Annotated in this window: 11 protein-coding genes; 1 reads left to right on the plus strand and 10 read right to left on the minus strand. The window is 60.3% G+C overall.

The features are described from left to right. The first annotated feature begins 70 nt into the window (after positions 1–70). Positions 71–709: a sugar O-acetyltransferase gene (locus tag AC1AX7_RS00890; RefSeq protein WP_476508219.1), complete on the plus strand. Its 639-nt coding sequence runs from the start codon at positions 71–73 to the stop codon at positions 707–709. A 123-nt stretch (positions 710–832) separates the two neighbouring features. On the opposite strand, the gene AC1AX7_RS00895 is transcribed toward AC1AX7_RS00890, so the two are convergent. The 10 genes from AC1AX7_RS00895 to AC1AX7_RS00940 form a co-directional block, all read right to left on the minus strand. After that, positions 833–2,941, minus strand: coding sequence for a GmrSD restriction endonuclease domain-containing protein (locus AC1AX7_RS00895; protein WP_476508220.1), 2,109 nt, complete (start codon positions 2,939–2,941; stop codon positions 833–835). 193 nt (positions 2,942–3,134) lie between these two features. Next, positions 3,135–5,843, minus strand: coding sequence for an aconitate hydratase AcnA (gene acnA, locus AC1AX7_RS00900; protein WP_476508221.1), 2,709 nt, complete (start codon positions 5,841–5,843; stop codon positions 3,135–3,137). A 120-nt stretch (positions 5,844–5,963) separates the two neighbouring features. Continuing rightward, positions 5,964–8,474: an HAD-IC family P-type ATPase gene (locus AC1AX7_RS00905; RefSeq protein ID WP_476508391.1), complete on the minus strand. Its 2,511-nt coding sequence runs from the start codon at positions 8,472–8,474 to the stop codon at positions 5,964–5,966. Between the two features lie 74 nt (positions 8,475–8,548). Next, positions 8,549–9,118 carry a sugar ABC transporter substrate-binding protein gene (locus AC1AX7_RS00910; RefSeq protein ID WP_476508222.1) on the minus strand — a complete coding sequence of 190 codons (570 nt, stop codon included), beginning with the start codon at positions 9,116–9,118 and terminating at the stop codon, positions 8,549–8,551. Next, positions 9,115–10,383, minus strand: a complete 1,269-nt coding sequence (locus AC1AX7_RS00915; protein WP_476508223.1) for a class I SAM-dependent RNA methyltransferase — start codon at positions 10,381–10,383, stop codon at positions 9,115–9,117. Before AC1AX7_RS00915 ends, AC1AX7_RS00910 begins: the two co-directional genes overlap by 4 nt. After that, positions 10,383–11,105 (minus strand): DUF3159 domain-containing protein, encoded by a 723-nt coding sequence (locus AC1AX7_RS00920; protein ID WP_476508224.1) that lies wholly within the window; start codon positions 11,103–11,105, stop codon positions 10,383–10,385. Before AC1AX7_RS00920 ends, AC1AX7_RS00915 begins: the two co-directional genes overlap by 1 nt. Positions 11,106–11,108: 3 nt before the next feature. Further along, the gene (locus AC1AX7_RS00925) at positions 11,109–11,948 is read right to left on the minus strand and encodes a DUF3710 domain-containing protein (RefSeq protein WP_476508225.1); all 840 of its coding nucleotides are present in this window, start codon (positions 11,946–11,948) and stop codon (positions 11,109–11,111) included. 101 nt (positions 11,949–12,049) lie between these two features. Next, a complete protein-coding gene (locus tag AC1AX7_RS00930) occupies positions 12,050–12,910 on the minus strand; it encodes an exodeoxyribonuclease III (protein WP_476508226.1) in 861 nt (286 codons plus the stop codon). A 180-nt stretch (positions 12,911–13,090) separates the two neighbouring features. Next, positions 13,091–14,878, minus strand: coding sequence for an ABC transporter family substrate-binding protein (locus AC1AX7_RS00935; RefSeq protein WP_476508227.1), 1,788 nt, complete (start codon positions 14,876–14,878; stop codon positions 13,091–13,093). Positions 14,879–15,172: 294 nt separating this feature from the next. Next, on the minus strand, positions 15,173–17,383 hold the full coding sequence (locus AC1AX7_RS00940) for a dipeptide ABC transporter ATP-binding protein (protein ID WP_476508228.1): 2,211 nt from the start codon (positions 17,381–17,383) through the stop codon (positions 15,173–15,175). Position 17,384: the final 1 nt, after the last annotated feature.

A 17,384-nucleotide genomic window follows, 5' to 3' on the forward strand; every position in this document is an offset into this window, starting at 1 on the left:
GCATCCGGATTTTTGCAAACGATGTCATCATGTCGGCATGTCATCCGGCGAAAAACGCTTTGATATTCGTATGGAAACCACATACGCATCAGAGAAGGACCGTATGGCGGCCGGCGAGCTTTACGTCGCCGCCGACGGCGAGCTGCAGCGGCTGAACATGCGCAAACGCCGCCTCGTCCAGGCCATCAACACCTCCGCCTACGACGCGTTCGACGAGCGCGCCGCACTGTTCAAGGAACTGTTCGGCGCATTGGGCGAAGGCTCGTTCCTCGAACCGCCGTTCAACTGCGACTACGGATGCAACACGTTCATCGGCAAGAACTTCTATGCCAACATGGACTGCATCTTCCTGGACGTCGCCCGCATCACCATCGGCGACAACGTATTCTTCGGACCGCGCGTCGGCCTGTACACGCCGTACCATCCGATCGACGCCGACGTGCGCAACGCTCAGCTGGAGGGCGCGCTGCCCATCACCATCGGCAACGACGTCTGGTTCGGCGGCAACGTCGTCGTCGCCCCCGGCGTGACGATCGGCGACGATGTGGTGATCGGCGCCGGCTCCGTCGTCGTCAAGGACATCCCCTCCCATAGCGTCGCGGTCGGCAACCCCTGCCGCGTCATCCGTCCCATCACCGACGAGGACCGCGATCACTGGCAGGCCAAGGCCGCGGAATACCGCGCATGGAAGGACGGCGTCACCGCCTGACCGTAAGACGGCGGCGCATGCGGCGCCGCCGATGGACGAAAGCGCGGAAAAGGCCTGTCCGCCCGGGGCGTCATATGGCTCCGGTCGGACAGGCCTTTTTCGTCGATGCCCCGGGCCGGGCCGTCACACGGTCTTCATACGGTACGTCTTCCAGATGTCGCTCAGCTTCTGCCCGTTGGACGTACGCCTCCATACATTCAGGCCGGCGTTCGATCCGCCCACGGCGCGGGCGGCCGCCGTCGGCGACGCGTATTCGCTGCCGTCGTCAAGACGCAGACGGCCTTCCGCGGTCACCGTCGCCACCCAGCGTTCGCCCTTTCGGGGACGCTCCCACACGAGGGTCTCCCCCGGAATCAGCAGGCCGGCCTTGAGGACCTGCAGAATCGTCACACGCTTGGAATTCGGCGATTTCACGGCGACCTTCCGCGTCAGGTGCTCCTCGCTCAACGTCGACAGATCGACGTGTTCGGCGTCATAGCGGATATTCCAATACTCCGCGATCAGCCGCACCGTCTCATCCTGGCGCCACTGCAATGTCTCCGGCGTGATTTCGGCGATGTCCTCCAATTGCGCGGTCAGCGGGAAGCTGCGTGAGCTCGCCGACATCAGCATGCGTTCGCGACGCTGCGCATAGCCGGAGAATCCCTCCAACTGCCCTTCATTGGCCTGGCTGAGCACCAGATTGCCGATGCGGTCGGCCCAATAGTCGCGCGTGGACTCCGGCCATGCGGCGAACGCGGAATCGGCCTTCACCTTCTGCGGCATGATCGGCAGCGCGTTGAGGCTGCGCGGGCGCGTGATGCGGTATCCCGCCTTCTGTTCGTTCGCACGGACCAGCAGCAGACGCTTCAACGCCGGCGAAGCCTGCAGTTCTCCGCGCAGATGCGCGAGCGCGGCGCGACGGTCGTCGTCGCTGACATGCATGCCGTTGGCCTGCGCCAACGTGAGGCCTTTGTCGAAATCGCGGATGGCGCTGGCCGCACGTGTACGGCGCTGCATGGCGCCCTGCCTGTTCAACGTGTCGATGCCGGTGACGCGTTCCAATGCGGTCAGGATTTCGTTCAGGCGGTCCACGTCATGCAGCTGCATCGGATAGCCGGATTCGCCGCGATGCTTCGCGCCCGGCGTATGCACGCCCGGACGGGAGAACACGACGACATCGGGCTCGCCCAGATTGCGGATCGAATGGACCAGCGCCCACATGGCCACCGGCTTCCAATCGTCGCTTTGGTAATCGTTCAACGCGACCAGCCGCGCGACGACGTCGTCCGGCAGGGTCGTTTCGGAAGGACGTTCGAGAATGCGCCATGCGTTCGCATACGGCGCCAGCACCTCGTCGATGAATCCGATGACGTTCTGTTTGGCGAAATACGGCTTCAACACGTCGTTTTCGAATTCGGCCAGCAGCTGCGAGCAGGCGATGCGATGCGACACGATCAGATGCAGGCAGGCGAAGAAGGTCTCCGTACGCTGCGGATCGTCGCCGAGCGGATCCATGATGTCGTCCCAGCGCGAAGCGTAGGCGCTGCGGGCGGCGGGAGACAGCGCCGCCATCGATTTCGCCTTGAACACGTCCGACGCGGTCAGCGGCACGCCGCGCATGTTCATCACGTCGAAGATACGATGCGCTCCGGCCAGGTCGTCGGTGACGACGATGACCAGCATCACCTGATTGACCAGATATGAGGCGAAGCCGCGACGTTCCTCCTCGCTCATGCGGGCGAGCGCGTCATAGGTCTGCCGCGCGTTGACGGCGATGTTGCGCTGCGCATTCGTTTCGATATCGGAGTCGCGCAAATCGAACAGGCCTTCCAGATCGCCCTCCTGCACGTATTCGCGGAAGAATTCCGTATCCCTGTCGCGCAGTCGCAGACGCGGTTCGGCGGTGATGCCGCGCAGCCTGTCGCCCGGCTCCAAAATCAGCTCGTTCAGCAGGCGCACCAGTTCGGGATCCTGTTCAAGCTCGCGCAGCACCGCGATGATGATCGACAGCGAGATCAGCCGCTGCTGTCCGTCGATGACCTGGTATTTGGCGCCGCCGTCATGCACGAGAATCAGGGATCCCAGAAAATACGGGATTTCGGGGGTGGCGCAGGCGTCCTGGATGTCCGCGACCAATTGCACGATGTTCTCGGCCTGCCATGTGTAGGCGCGCTGGAATGAGGGAATCGTAAAGCGATAATCCGACGTCAGCACTTTTCCCAATGGCTTTTCCGATGCGCTGATTGCCATATGATCCCCTTCATCTGTCGCGGAAACGGACGAACGGCATCCGTTCGACAGGCCGTCGTCCTGCGTATGCCGATCCGTCGCGGTTCCGTCACGACGGATACGGGCCGGGCCCGCCTTCCAGTGTAGACCATGGGAGACGGGCCCGGCTTGTTGCGCGATGCCGTCGGCCCGGCATCGCTTCGGCGGCGCTTCATCAGCGTCGTTTCATCAGATTGCGCAGCACATACTGCAGGATGCCGCCGTTGCGGTAGTAGTCCGCTTCGCCGGGGGTGTCGATGCGTACGACCGCGTCGAATTCCACCGTGCTGCCGTCCGTGCGGGTGGCGGTCACCTGCACGGTTTCCGGCGTCCTGCCGGAATTCAGCGCTTCGATGCCGGCGATGTCGTAGGTTTCGGTGCCGTCGAGGCCCAGCGACGCATAGGATTCGCCCGCCGGGAACTGCAGCGGCAGCACGCCCATGCCGATCAGATTCGAACGGTGGATGCGTTCGAAGCTTTCGGTGATGACGGCCTTGACGCCGAGCATCGCCGTGCCCTTCGCGGCCCAGTCGCGCGACGAGCCGGTGCCGTATTCCTTGCCCGCCAGCACGACCAGCGGCACATCATGTCCGATGTAGTCGCGGGACGCCTCGTAGATCGTCGTCGGCTCGTCCGCGATGAAATCGTAGGTGAAGCCGCCGGGGGTGACCTCCTCGCCGACGGAGGCGAGCAGCTGGTTGCGCAGGCGGATGTTGCCGAAGGTGCCGCGGACCATGATCTCATGGTTGCCGCGGCGGGAGCCGTAGGAGTTGAAGTCCTTCTGCTCGACGCCGCGTTCGGTCAGATACCGGCCCGCCGGGCTGGACGCCTTGAACGCGCCGGCCGGGGAGATATGGTCGGTGGTCACCGAATCGCCCAGCAGGGCGAGCACGCGGGCGCCGGCGATATCGTGCACCGGCTCGGGTTCGGCGCTCATACCGTCGAAGAAGGTCTGGCGGCGCACATACGTGGAGGCATCGTCCCATGCGAACAGTTCGCCCTGCGGCACGTCGAGCCCGCGCCAACGGCGGTCGCCGTCGAAGACGGAAGCGTAATCCTTGAGGAACATGTCGCGGTTGACCGTGCCGTTCACCACGGCTTCGACCTCGCCGTTGGTAGGCCAGATGTCCTTCAGATACACGTCGTTGCCGTCGGCGTCGGCGCCGAGCGGCTGGGTTTCGAAATCGAAATCCATCGTGCCGGCAAGCGCGTAGGCGATGACCAGCGGCGGGGAGGCCAGATAGTTCATCTTGACGTCCGGGCTGATGCGGCCTTCGAAGTTGCGGTTGCCGGAGAGCACCGCGGTGACGGTCAGGTCGTTGGCGTTGACGGCTTCGGAGATTTCCGGCAGCAGCGGGCCGGAGTTGCCGATGCAGGTGGCGCAGCCGAAGCCGACCAGCTGGTAGCCGAGCGCATCCAGATCGTCCTGCAGACCGGCGGCCTTCAGATAGTCGGCGACGACCTGGGAGCCGGGCGCCAGCGAGGTCTTGACCCACGGCTTGGGCTTCAGGCCTTTGGCGACGGCGTTGCGGGCGATCAGGCCCGCCGCGATCATGACGGACGGATTCGACGTGTTCGTGCAGCTGGTGATGCTGGCGATGGCCACATCGCCGTTCCTCAGTTCGAAGTCGCCACGGAAGTCGGTGGAAACGGCAACCGGTTCGGTTGCGGTGGCGTCGGTGGTGTAGGACGGCAGGGTTTCTTCGAAAACCTGCTTGGCCTGGCTCAGTTCGATGCGGTCCTGCGGGCGCTTCGGGCCTGCGATGGACGGCTTGACCGTGCTCAGGTCGAGCTCCAGGTATTCGGAATAGCTTGGTTCGACGTAATCCGGGTCAGAAGCGTCGCCCCACAGGCCGTTGACCTTGGCGTACGCTTCGACCAATGCGATCTGTTCGTCGGAGCGGCCAGTCAGTCGCAGATAATCCAATGTGACGTTGTCAATCGGGAAAATACCGCAAGTTGAGCCGAATTCCGGGCTCATGTTGCCGATGGTGGCACGGTTGGCCAGCGGCACGGAGGCGATGCCTTCGCCGTAGAATTCCACGAACTTGCCGACAACGCCATGCTTGCGCAGCATGTCGGTGATGGTCAGCACCACGTCGGTGGCGGTGACGCCTTCCGGAATGGAACCGGTGAGCTTGAATCCGACGACGCGCGGCACCAGCATGGAGATCGGCTGGCCGAGCATAGCCGCTTCGGCTTCGATGCCGCCCACGCCCCAGCCGAGTACGCCCAGACCGTTAACGGTGGTGGTATGAGAGTCGGTGCCGACGCAGGAATCAAGATATGCCAATGGCGTGGCATCATCCGACTCGTTCTTTGTCATCACGACTTTGGCCAAGTATTCGATATTGACCTGGTGGATGATGCCCGTTCCCGGCGGCACGACGCGGAAGTTGTCGAATGCCTGCTGGCCCCAGCGCAGGAACTGGTAGCGTTCGCCGTTGCGCTGATATTCGATGTCCATATTCTGTTCCAGTGCGTCGGCGATGCCGTAGCGGTCGATCTGCACGGAGTGGTCGATGATCATATCGGACTGGACCTGCGGGTTGATCACCTTCGGATCGCCGCCCAACGCCTTGACGGCGTCACGCATGGTGGCCAGATCGACGACACACGGCACGCCGGTGAAATCCTGCATAACCACGCGTGACGGCGTGAACTGGATTTCATGGCTCGGCTGTGCTACAGGATCCCAATCGAGCAGCGCGCGCACATGATCGTCGGTGATATTGGCGCCATCAATATTGCGAATCAGATTTTCAACCAGCACCTTCAACGAATACGGCAGGTGTTCGATGCCGGGCAGGCCTGCGATTGCATAGTAACGATAGTCCTTGCCGGCAGCGTTCAATACCGCCAGTCGGTCGTCGCGCATGGACATGCTGCTCCCTTCCAAGCTCAGAGATGGACAATATCGTGAGATTATCCGCCGCCAACGTTACCCGTTTGCAAAGAGACCTCTGGCGTGTCTGTTTGTCATGTGAGATACTGCCCCACGCCTTTAGCGGCCTGCCCGACGATTCATCCATTCCTCGACTCGGTCGGTGACGGCATGAACCGCCTTCGGCAATGCGATGACGCAGGCCGCGAACACAATCGCGGAAATCACCAGCGCCGCCGCCGTGGCCCGGAGCACACGCCCACTCGGAACCTGCAGCGCGAAGAAATCCGCGACGAACGGAATGAACATGCCGATGATGCCAGCGGCCGCAAACACCGCCACCAATGCGCCACGCCAGGAGCGTAACGGCGTGGCGACGCGTGCCAGCACGAATATGCCAAGCACGAACAGCACGATGGCCACAGTGGAGCGCAGATCAAGCAGGTCGGCGTTCGAATCGAACACGTTCCAGTCCATCACCTCAGGCAGCAGCCATGCCGTAAGCAATGTCGACACTGCAATCGCGATGCCGCCGGGTAGCGCGAAGCGGACGACGCGTTTGAGGAATCCCGGAATATAGCGGCGTGTGTTCGGCGCAAGCGCCAGCACGAAGGCCGGCACGCCGATGGTCAGGGCGCCCACATAGGTGATATGCCGTGGCAGATACGGGTATGGGATTTGTGTGAGCACCACGCCAAGCGAAATCAGCGCGGAATACACGGTTTTGGTCAGGAATAGGCTGGCGACGCGTTCCATATTCGCCATAACCTGGCGGCCGCGGGCCATAACGTCGGGCAGGTGGGAGAATTTCGAATCGACCAGCACCACTTGGGAAACGGCTTTGGTGGCGGGCGCGGCATTGCCCATGGCGATGCCCAGATCGGCTTCTTTTATGGCCAGTGAATCGTTGACGCCGTCGCCGGTCATTGCAACCACATGTCCGCTCAGGTGCAGTGCATCAACAATCGCCTTTTTCTGTTCCGGCAGCACGCGTCCCAACACGTCGACATGTTCCAAGGTTTCGGCCAATTCGACGATGCCTTCCGGCAGTGTGCGAGCGTCCATAATCTGCGGATCACGCTCGCCGACAAGGCCGACTTTGCGCGCGATTGCACCAACGGTGACTGGATTGTCGCCGGAAATAATGCGGCAGCGCACACCCTGTTCGCGGAACCATGCGAGGGTGTCCTTTGCATCTGAGCGAATTCGTTCGGCACACAACACCAGTGCGATTGGCGTTGCTTCGGCCGGCAGCATCGGATTGTCGCCGAATTTCTCGATATCGCCGGATTGCATAATGCCGGCCTGCTGCAGCGTGCAATGTGCGACCAGAAGCACACGATTGCCGATTTCGGCATATTCGTTGACATGATTCAACAGTGCGTTGTGATTGCCTTGCAATGCCGCCACAATCACTTCCGGCGCGCCCATATACCATACGGCGTTTTCGGCGATGACGGCGCTCCATTTGCGGGCTGAAGAGAATGGGATACGCGCCTGCACTGCGCCGGGACCGAAGCCGGCGGCGCGCAGGCCTTCCAGAATCGCCTCGCCTGTTGCATTCGGCTGTGATTCGTTGGACAGATCGTACAGCGCTTGTTTGGTGGCGCGTTCCGTTGCGATGGCGTCGTCGCTGGGAGTATCGGTGGCGTCGGTGAGGATGACGACATCGGTCAATGCGATGCCGCCGTCGGTGATGGTGCCGGTTTTATCAAGATTCAGACAATCGACGCGGGCCAGCGTTTCGACGGATTCCAATTCCTGCACCAACGTGTTCTGGCGTGCGAGCCGGATCGCCGCCAAAGCGAAATTCAGCGAGGTGAGCAGCACCAGGCCTTCCGGAATCATGCCGACCACGCCGGATACGGCGGAGACGACGGCATCACGCCATTGGCCGGTTTCGATGGCGTACGCCCAACCGCCGACCGTATGCATTTGCGAAAGGATCAGCAGAATGCACAGCGGAATAACCAGAATCGTCATGAATTTAAGAATCGTATTGATGCCCTTGTTCAGGTCGGAAATGGTTTTCTTGTACACTTTCGCCTGCGCGGTCAGGGTGGCCGCATAACTGTGCTCGCCGACTGCGGTGACGCGGACGAACGCCATGCCGGATACTGCGGTGGAGCCGGAATAAATGGTTTCGCCTGCTTTGTGGCGCACTGTGCGGGATTCGCCGGTCAGCATCGACTCATCCAATTCCAAACCCCAGGTTTCGATAATCTGCGCATCCACCGGAACCTGTTCCCCAGCGCGAATCCACATCAGATCATCAAGTACGATTTGGCTGCCTGGTATTTCGATATCGCGGCCTTCACGGCGGACCAGGAATGTAGAGGCGACCAGAATCGACAGTTTGTCAAGTGTGCGCTTCGCCTTCAGTTCGGTTACGATGCCGATGCCGGTGTTGATGATAACAACAAAGCCGAAAACCGAATCCCTCCATGATCCGGTCAAAAGAACAAGCAGCATCGCGCCGAGAATAATGCCGTTGAATAGCGTGAACACGTTTTCGCGAACGATATCCACCAGCGAACGCGACGAAGAATCCTTGACATGATTGGTTTGCCCGGCTTCGACGCGGGCGCGCACGTCGTCGTCACGCAACCCGTATTGGGCCATTGCCGGCATGGATGTTGTCGTTTCGCTTGTTCCCATATGCACAGCCTACCGTCATTATCCGCGTTATCGGACGATATCTGCGATTATTCACGCATAGTGGATACTGTAATGTTCCGCTCATGCGGATCATCGTCGGCAACCGTCATAATCGCTTCGACAATCGACGTCGACTCCGACGCTTGATTGTCAATGGTCAACGTCGCCGCATATAGCAATTCATTGTCCGGTGACGATACGGGATTGAGCAATACGACGGGGACGCCGGCTTCACGCGCAGTGCGCAACGCCTCATCCCAGCCTTGCATATCATGCGATGCATCAATGGATGTAACGACAATAACGTCGGCCTGACGATGCGACAAATCCTTAACGCCTTGCTGTGCGGCGGCGTCAGCATCATTAACGTCAATCACAGGCACATATATCGGCTTCAATCCGACGCTGTCGCATGCTGCGAGGACGCTGCGATCCGTGTCGGTATATTCGGATCCGATCAAACCGACAATCGCATCGCCATAATCAAGACCGTCATGAACAATCGCATCAGCCTCATCCTGCGTATCGCCAACGGCTCTGCCGGCAGGCGTACAGGACGAGGCTGCAATCAGCATTCCCGTCGTCAGCAGCAATGCCGCCGCACGACGTGCGCTCATCGCTGCGTCTTTCTGAACAGGGCCACCGTTTCCACATGATGCGTCATCGGATAAATGTCGAAGGCGCGTACGTCCTTGACTTCGTATCCAAGCGAACATAGGGTGCCGGTGTCGCGTGCGAGACTGGCCGGATCGCAGGCGATGTACACGATCGAGTATGCGCCGGCTTCGGCGATTTGACGGCACACTTTGGCGCGGGCGCCCGCACGAGGCGGATCCAATACGACGACGTCCGGATGCGCCAGATCATTGCGCACATTCGCCAGCACCTTCGACACGTCGCCGACGCGCGCGTCGACATTGTCCAAATTCAGGCGGCGCAGATTCTTCACCGCGTTCGCCACGGCGATGCGACCGCCTTCCACGCTGAGCATGCGCACACGTTCCGCGGCCTGCGTGGCCAACGGCAAAGTGAACAGGCCGGAACCGGAGTACAGATCCCACACGCAAGCGTTGACCAGGCCATCCAATTCGCCTTGCACCAAGGAAAGCACATGATTCGGCAATGCGAGCGGCGCCTGACGATGCATCTGCCAGAAGCCTGCAGGGTCAACATTGTACTCGTATTCGCGAGTCCCCACGGTAACGCGTTCGGTGAGCAATTCGCTGCCGGCGCGCAATTCACCGTCGACCAGCATCGCGTAATTGTCGCCCACCTCGTGGGCTTCGTCGCGAGGCTCCGGAACAGACAGACGAATCTGGGATCCCGGCGTAAAACCGCCATCCCACACGTGTTCGCGTTCGGCCACGCTCAGCAGCGCTTCGCTGGCCAACGGCATCGTGTCAATCGGCACGCGCACGTGGGAGCCGCGGCGGCGCATCGACGGGCGGCCTTCGTCGTCGACGATCATTTCAATGCGGGTACGCCAATGCAGACCATCGGTTTCAATATCGCCCGGCATGCGTTCAATCGGCACATCCACATCGACATGGCCCAAACGCTGCATCTGCTCGTAGACGGTTATCGACTTCCATTTGAGCTGGCCTTCAAGGCTGACATGCACCAGGTCGGCGCCGCCGACACCACCGCCGGCCGCCAAGGGGCCCGCCAAAGGCCATACCGGTTCCACGCGGTCTTCGCTGGCTTCAATGACTTCGACCACTTCGCCGGTCCAGAAGCGATCTTCGCGGTCATGCGGTTCATCCAAAACAATGCGCACCAGTTCTCCCGGCAACGCGAAACGCACGAATACCACACGCCCGTCGATATGGCCGACGCATCGGCCCTGATCGGCATACCGTTCAATACGAATGGTCGCTTCCATTATTCGCTCTCCTCCACGCGCGCCTCCTGCTGCTTATGCCTATGCAGCGGTGTGGCGATAATCAGATAAGACACCCAAATGGCCAAGGCCCAGAAGGGAATGCCCATCAGCAATCGTGCAGTGCCCAGCCATCCGACCTGATCGGTCAGATACAGCGGCACCTGTACTAGTAATCGTAGCGAAAATACGCCGATCCACAGGCCGGTGATGATCTGATATGCGCGGTACAGCGCACGATCGGACTTCCAGCCGCGCAGCCATGCGCCAAAATGTTCGGTTGGCATGGTGCGCAGGAATTCAACCATGAATCCTAGGCCGGGAATGCGTGCCAACAGTGAAACCGTAAGCAGCGCAATATAGAAGGCGTTGGTCAGGAATCCGAACATGTAATAATTGCGGGCTTCATGACTTTGCCATGCCCATACCAGGCAGATGCCGACCGCAATCAGGCCGCTTAATGCGCCCATCAGCGATTGGCGTTGCAGCAGGCGAATAATCACCTGCAACACCGCCAACACAGCCGATACGATAACGGTGAGCTGCACGTCGGAGGTGATGACGAACATCACCACGAACAGTACGCCCGGCAGCATTGATTCGATAACGCCGCGCGGGCCGCCTATCGCTTCGATAATGGAAAAATCGTCATCCGATCCGGCACCGGTCAAAGCATTCAATCCGGTGCGTTTCGCCGGCTGTGTTGGTTGCGTTGATGATGTCATGGATCAGCGTACTTCGGAGAACATCGGGCCGCGCGACAGCGTGGTCTTGACTTCGGTCTGCTGGTCGGAATCGAACGGGCCCTTCGGCTTGTCCGGAATCTGCATGGTGCCTTCGCCGTTTTCCTGCTGTTCGGCGGCTGCGGCCATGGCCTTGCGCTGTGCTGGGGCGACCGGCGGATGCATCGGAATCAGATCGCGCGGAGCCAGTGGTTCTTCGCCGCGTTCCACAACGATATCGGCGAAGAACTTGTTCAGCGCTTGGGTCTCCGGGTCGTCCGGCAGCAGCGCGGCCTTGCCGGAGAAAATGCCGCGAAGCATCCAACGAGGGCCGTCCACGCCCACAATACGCGTCATCACGCTGCGGCCGCCCTTAACGGTAACCGGCAGCATCAGTTCGGTGCCGAACACGCCTTCGCGTTCTTCGGCCTTGTCGTTGGCACCGCTCAGGTCGGAGCGCACGTCATCCCACAGGCTCATCGTCTTCGGAGCGGCGAAAGCTTCGATTTCCAGGCTGGAAGCGCCGTAGGTGATGGTGGTGCCGAGCACCTGGCGGGTGGCGCGGTTCGCCTTGACGTGCAGGCCGATGCCCTGCAGGAACGGCAGGTAGTAGGCGCCCATGTCGAGGTATTCGTCGTAGTCCGGAACGTTCTCGTCCTTCACATCCCACGGGCCGCGCTCGTCGCCGCGGCCTTCGTATACTGCGCTGGCCTGCGGCAGCTCGGCTTCCTGTGCCGCTTCCTGCTCGTCGGCGGCGGTGTCGACGACTTCGTCGGCCTGCTTGGAGTCTTCAACGACGGCGTCGTCGTTGTGCTTCTTCTTTTTCCCGAATCCGAACAATCCCATGTTTCCTCGTTTCTGCGCGGTTACAATCGTTGACTAGCCTAACACCTTCGCTTAATAACAGCTGGAAGGCACGTCACGGAACGTCACTGAATTGATGTCGCTCACACATCGTATTCGATGGTCAGCGGCGCGTGATCCGACCATCTCGCATCATAGGTGGGAGCTTTATCGATAATGAATCCGCGGGCGCTTTCCGCCAATTCCGGTGTTGCGAACTGGTAGTCGATGCGCCAACCCGTGTTGTTATCGAAGGCACGGCCGCGCTGACTCCACCATGTGTACGGGCCTTGGATGTCGCCGGCGAGATTGCGCATCACGTCCACGAATTCGTATTCGCCCAGCCAACGGTCGATATAGGCGCGTTCTTCAGGCAGGAAGCCGGCGCTTTTTTCGTTGGATTTCGCGTTTTTGATATCGAGTGGCGTGTGTGCGATGTTGAAATCGCCGCAGAGCAGGGCTTGACGACCTCCGTTGGCCGCTTCGTCGCGCAACTGGCCCATACGTACCAGCATGGTGTCGAGGAAGCGGTATTTTTGTTCCATTTTGACCGGGTCGTCGGTGTTGCCGGCGTGTACGTATACGCAGGCGATGGTGATGAGATAGCCTTGCGGCGTGCGTACATCCGCTTCAATCCAGCGGCCGGAGTCGACGTCTTCTTCGAGACCGGGAAGGCCGTAGCGGCGTTCTTCGATGGCTAGGTCGGAAAGCAATGCGACACCCGCGCGGCCTTTGACGCGGCAGACTTCGTTCAAGGAATCCAATTCGTCGGGAGCCGCGATCTTCCCCGCCGTGACGTATTCGAAGGCCAGCTCGCCGACGATGGGGTCGATTTCGGTTTGCGGCGCACGCACTTCCTGCATGCACCACACGTCCGGCGTTCTGGCGCCGGCCCATGCGGATATGCCCTTGCGCTTTGCGGCTCGGATGCCGTTGACGTTTGACGTGGTGATGGTGATGCTCATGTGGTATGAGACTACCAGCGGCCCGATACCGTATACATGTGCATTTCGTGCAATGACTGCGGCGCGTGTAGGAGGCACACATGCGCGGTATGCGCAGACGCAATAAGAAAAGACCCGCCGCCTTGTAGGCGACGGGTCTTGAAGGAAGGTTATTCAGTCGTTACCGGGTAACGAGCGAACTCACTTCTCCCAGCCGATGTTCTCGGAGTGGACCGGGATGCCGGTACGGCTGGATTCAGCGGAGTAGCCAGCCGGGCCGATGTTGGCCAGGCCTTCCTTGGCGGCATAGATCAGCACGCCGTTGGAGATCGGAATCTGGGCGTAGTTCTCCATATATTCCTTCTCGGCTTCGTTGAACAGTTCGATGGCGGCCTTGGTGTCGGCGGTCTTGGTGACTTCCTTCAGCTTGGCATCGACGTCGGCGGAACCGATGTAGCCATAGTTGGAGCTGGAGTCGGAGCCATAGAGCTGGTAGGAGCTGGAGGAGTAACCGAACGGATCGGTAGCACCCCAGCCGAGGCCGATGATGTCCCAGCTACCGGAGGTGACGGTATTGGAGAATTCGCTGGAGGCCTTGATGTCGATGTTGATCTTGATGCCGGCGTCCTTGGCCATCTTCTGCATGGCCTGGGCGCTTGCCTTGGTACGGGCGGAGTCGGAGAAGGTGGTGTACGTCATTTCGGCGGTCTTGCCATCCTTCTGATAGTAACCGTCATCACCCATGGTGTAGCCGGCGTCCTCGAGCGTCTTCTTGGCGTTCTCGGTGGAGTAGCCGGAATCCTCAGGCATGTTGTCTTCATAGCCGCTCTGGAACTGCGGAATGATGACGGAGCCCGGAACTTCCTCTTCCCATTCCAGGCCATCGAAGCTCATCTGAGCGAGGGTGGAGCGGTCCACAGCCTGGACCCAAGCCTTACGCAGGGCAAGGTCCTTGGCGTTCTCGGACTTGGTGTTGATGGTGTAGGTGGACACGCCGGAATCGTAGGCACGACGGATGTAGGCGCCCTCAACGGACTTGGCGGTGGCCAGGTTGTCGGAGTTCAGGCCGCCGACGGTGATGTCGATCTCACCGTTCTTGAAGGCGTTGATCATAGCGGAGTCTTCCATCTGCTTGAGGCTGATCTGGTCAAGCAGCGGCTTGTCGCCCCACCAGTTGTCGTTCGGCACGAAGATGACTTCGGAATCGGACACGCTCTTGACGGTGTACGGGCCTGCGCCCCATTCGTCGGCGTGCGGGTCGTTCTGCCAGCCCTGAGCGAAGGTGTCGGCGGTCTTCTCCATATCGTTCTCGTCATACGCCATGGACGGGTACAGACGCTGGAAAACGGCCTCATACGGGTAGACCTGCTCGGAGAAGGTCACGACGGCCTGCTTCTCGTTCTCGCCCTGTTCGACACTGGCGATGGACTCATAGCCAAAGGTGATGGACGGGGTCAGCAGTTCGGATTCGCCGTTGTTGACCTTCCACGTGGAGTAGAAGTCCTTCCACGTGATCGGGGTGCCGTCATTCCAGGTTGCGTCCGGGTTGATGGTGTAGGTGACGACTTCCGGATCCTCGGAGGTCAGTTCCACAGAGGTTAGATAGTTCGGGTTCGGGGTGGCAGTGCTGCCATCGACCGCATAGTCCCACAGGAACGGCATGTAGAGGTTCCACAGGCCGGACATGTACGTGGTGCCACCGTTGGCGCTGAAGTTGTTCCAATCCGGGCCGATCTCGGAGATGGCCATGTTCAGGGTGCCACCCTGCTTCAGGTTTTCGCGATCCTGCGGATTGTTGTAGGCCTTGTCCGTCTCCGGCATCGGCAGGGTGCCGGTGTAGCTGGTCGGGGTGCCTTCCTGAGGCTCGGTGGTGTACGTGGTGCTGTTGTCGGTTGCGGTGTCGTTGCCGTTGCCGCCGCAAGCCGCAAGCGAAACAACCGCTGCGGCGGAAGCGATCAGCGCAAGGGCCTTACGCATGTTCTTCTGCATAATGAAATGCGTTCCTCTCGATTGCTTGGCATGAGTTGCGCATGCCAAATCTCTCCTAGTTGTAAAAGCAACTGGAAGGAGATTGTACACCTCGTGTTTACGTCTCCGTCTTTTTTGTCCACATCGAGAAACAGGCGATATTACAGGGAATTGCGAAACGAAGCTTCAGGCTTCGTAACCGAATCGTAATATTTGCAGATAAACAGCAGAAAACCGCCCGCAACGGCGTATACGCAAAAGGTCCTGCAGATAAAAAATCTGCAGGACCTTTACATTATGGTCAATCGCGCGCGTTTAGAACGGCTTGGAGTCTTCGGTCACATCCAGCGGGAAGTGGCAGGCGTACTCCGTCGGATTCTGTGCGTCGGACTTCAACACTGGTCGCGTACCTTCGCACATCTTCTGCTGTTCAGGGCTCAGCGTGAGCTTGATCTGGCAGCGGGAGGCGAAACGGCATCCCGGATGGTGTTCCGCCGGACTCGGCAGATCACCCTTGAGAATGATGCGGTTACGCGTACGTTCGATACGCGGATCCGGCACCGGGATGGCGGACAGCAACGCCTGGGTGTACGGGTGACGCGGATGGCTGAAGACGTCTTCGGTTTCACCGAGTTCGACGACCTGACCCAGATACATGACCGCAACGCGATCGGAGATGTGGCGGATAACCGCCAGATCATGCGCGACGAACAGGTAAGAGATCTTGAGCTTGGCCTGCAGGTCTTCGAGCAGGTTGATCACGCCAGCCTGAATCGACACGTCGAGGGATGCGATCGGTTCATCGAGCAGCAGCACCTTCGGATCGGTGGCCAAAGCACGCGCGATGGAAATACGCTGACGCTGGCCGCCGGAGAACTGCGACGGGAAACGATCGACATAGTCGGGGTTGATGCCGACCAGGTCCATCAATTCGGCGATGCGCTTGTTGATCTGCTCCTTGCTCCACTTGTGGACCTTCAACGGCTCGGCGAGCACGTCATAGATGGTCATACGCGGGTCGAGGGAGCTCATCGGATCCTGGAAGATGATCTGCAGGTCCTTGCGCAGCGCCCTGCGTTCGGCCTTGCTCTTCATCTCGGCCAGATTATGGCCGAGCACGACGATCTTGCCGTCTTCCGGCTTCATCAGGTTCATGATCTCCATCAGCGTGGTGGACTTGCCGGAACCGGATTCACCCACCAAAGCCAAGGTTTCACCCTGACGAATCTTGAACGTGACGTCATCGACGGCTGCGACGCGGCCCACAGTGCGACGGAACAGGCCCTTGCCGGTCAACGGGAAGGTCTTGCGCAGATGCTCGACTTCCAACGTCACCGGGCGCTGGTCGCGCGGTACATCGGCCCACTCGGCGGGCAGCAAGTCCGGAATGGGGAAGACGTCCGTATACTTCATGTTCTTGCCGATGATTTCGTCGAGACGACGGCAGGAAGCCAGATGCCCCTGGGTCTCATCGACCAACGACAATTCCGGCTCGGCCATGGAGCATTCCGGGGTCGCCAACGGACATCGCGGAGAGAACGGGCAGCCCTTCGGAATATCAACCAGCGACGGCGGATTGCCCTGAATCGGCACCAGGCGCTGATTGGCCGCGACATGCGGCTTCGGAACGGCGCCCAACAGGCCCATCGTGTACGGCATTGACGGCTTTTCGAAAATATCGTCGATGCTGGCGCGTTCGACCGGACGGCCCGCATACATGACGAGAATGTCATCGGCGGCACCTGCCACAACACCCAAATCGTGGGTGATCAGCACGACGGCGGCACCGGTTTCCTTCTGGGCCTTGGCCAGCACGTCAAGAATCTGGGCCTGGATGGTCACGTCCAAAGCGGTGGTCGGTTCGTCGGCGATGATCACATCAGGCTCGTTGGCGATGGCGATGGCGATCATCACACGCTGGCGCATACCGCCGGAGAACTGGTGCGGGAAGCTGTTCAGACGCTCTTCCGGCTGCGGGATGCCGACCAGTTCCAACAGTTCGACGCAACGGTCGTGAATCTGCTGCTTGGTCATGTCCGGATGATGCGTGGTCAGGCATTCGGCGATCTGATCGCCGATGCTGAACATCGGGGTCAATGCGGACAGCGGATCCTGGAAAACCATGGCGATGTTCTCGCCGCGGATGGTGCTCATCTCCTCGTCGGAGCGGCCGACCAGCTCGACGCCGTTCATCTTGATGGAGCCTTCGACCTTGGCGTTGTCGTCAAGCAGGCCGATCAGGCTCAATGCGGTAACGGACTTGCCGGAACCGGATTCGCCGACGATGCCGAGGGTACGGCCACGCCACAGGTCGAAGTTCACGCCGCGCACGGCACGGCAGACGCCGGCTTCGGTGGCGAAGGAGACATGCAGGTCACGGACCTGCATGATCGGATCGCCCTGCGGGGCGCCCTTCGGGCCATGGCCTTCCAGCAGTTCGTATTTCAGAATGTCGTCACGCACGATTTCACCGCTGGCATGCGCGAGGATGCTTTCGGTGACCTTGTTCTTGTTCTTCTTGCTCATA

The sequence above is a fragment of the Bifidobacterium sp. LH_449 genome, from assembly GCF_056356755.1.

Bases quoted from the DNA above. Each gene is read 5' to 3' on its own strand.
- AC1AX7_RS00890 (WP_476508219.1), top strand. From the start codon at position 71: ATGGAAACCACATACGCATCAGAGAAGGACCGTATGGCGGCCGGCGAG.
- AC1AX7_RS00895 (WP_476508220.1), bottom strand. From the start codon at position 2,941: ATGGCAATCAGCGCATCGGAAAAGCCATTGGGAAAAGTGCTGACGTCG.
- acnA (WP_476508221.1), bottom strand. From the start codon at position 5,843: ATGTCCATGCGCGACGACCGACTGGCGGTATTGAACGCTGCCGGCAAG.
- AC1AX7_RS00905 (WP_476508391.1), bottom strand. From the start codon at position 8,474: ATGCCGGCAATGGCCCAATACGGGTTGCGTGACGACGACGTGCGCGCC.
- AC1AX7_RS00910 (WP_476508222.1), bottom strand. From the start codon at position 9,118: ATGAGCGCACGTCGTGCGGCGGCATTGCTGCTGACGACGGGAATGCTG.
- AC1AX7_RS00915 (WP_476508223.1), bottom strand. From the start codon at position 10,383: ATGGAAGCGACCATTCGTATTGAACGGTATGCCGATCAGGGCCGATGC.
- AC1AX7_RS00920 (WP_476508224.1), bottom strand. From the start codon at position 11,105: ATGACATCATCAACGCAACCAACACAGCCGGCGAAACGCACCGGATTG.
- AC1AX7_RS00925 (WP_476508225.1), bottom strand. From the start codon at position 11,948: ATGGGATTGTTCGGATTCGGGAAAAAGAAGAAGCACAACGACGACGCC.
- AC1AX7_RS00930 (WP_476508226.1), bottom strand. From the start codon at position 12,910: ATGAGCATCACCATCACCACGTCAAACGTCAACGGCATCCGAGCCGCA.
- AC1AX7_RS00935 (WP_476508227.1), bottom strand. From the start codon at position 14,878: ATGCAGAAGAACATGCGTAAGGCCCTTGCGCTGATCGCTTCCGCCGCA.
- AC1AX7_RS00940 (WP_476508228.1), bottom strand. From the start codon at position 17,383: ATGAGCAAGAAGAACAAGAACAAGGTCACCGAAAGCATCCTCGCGCAT.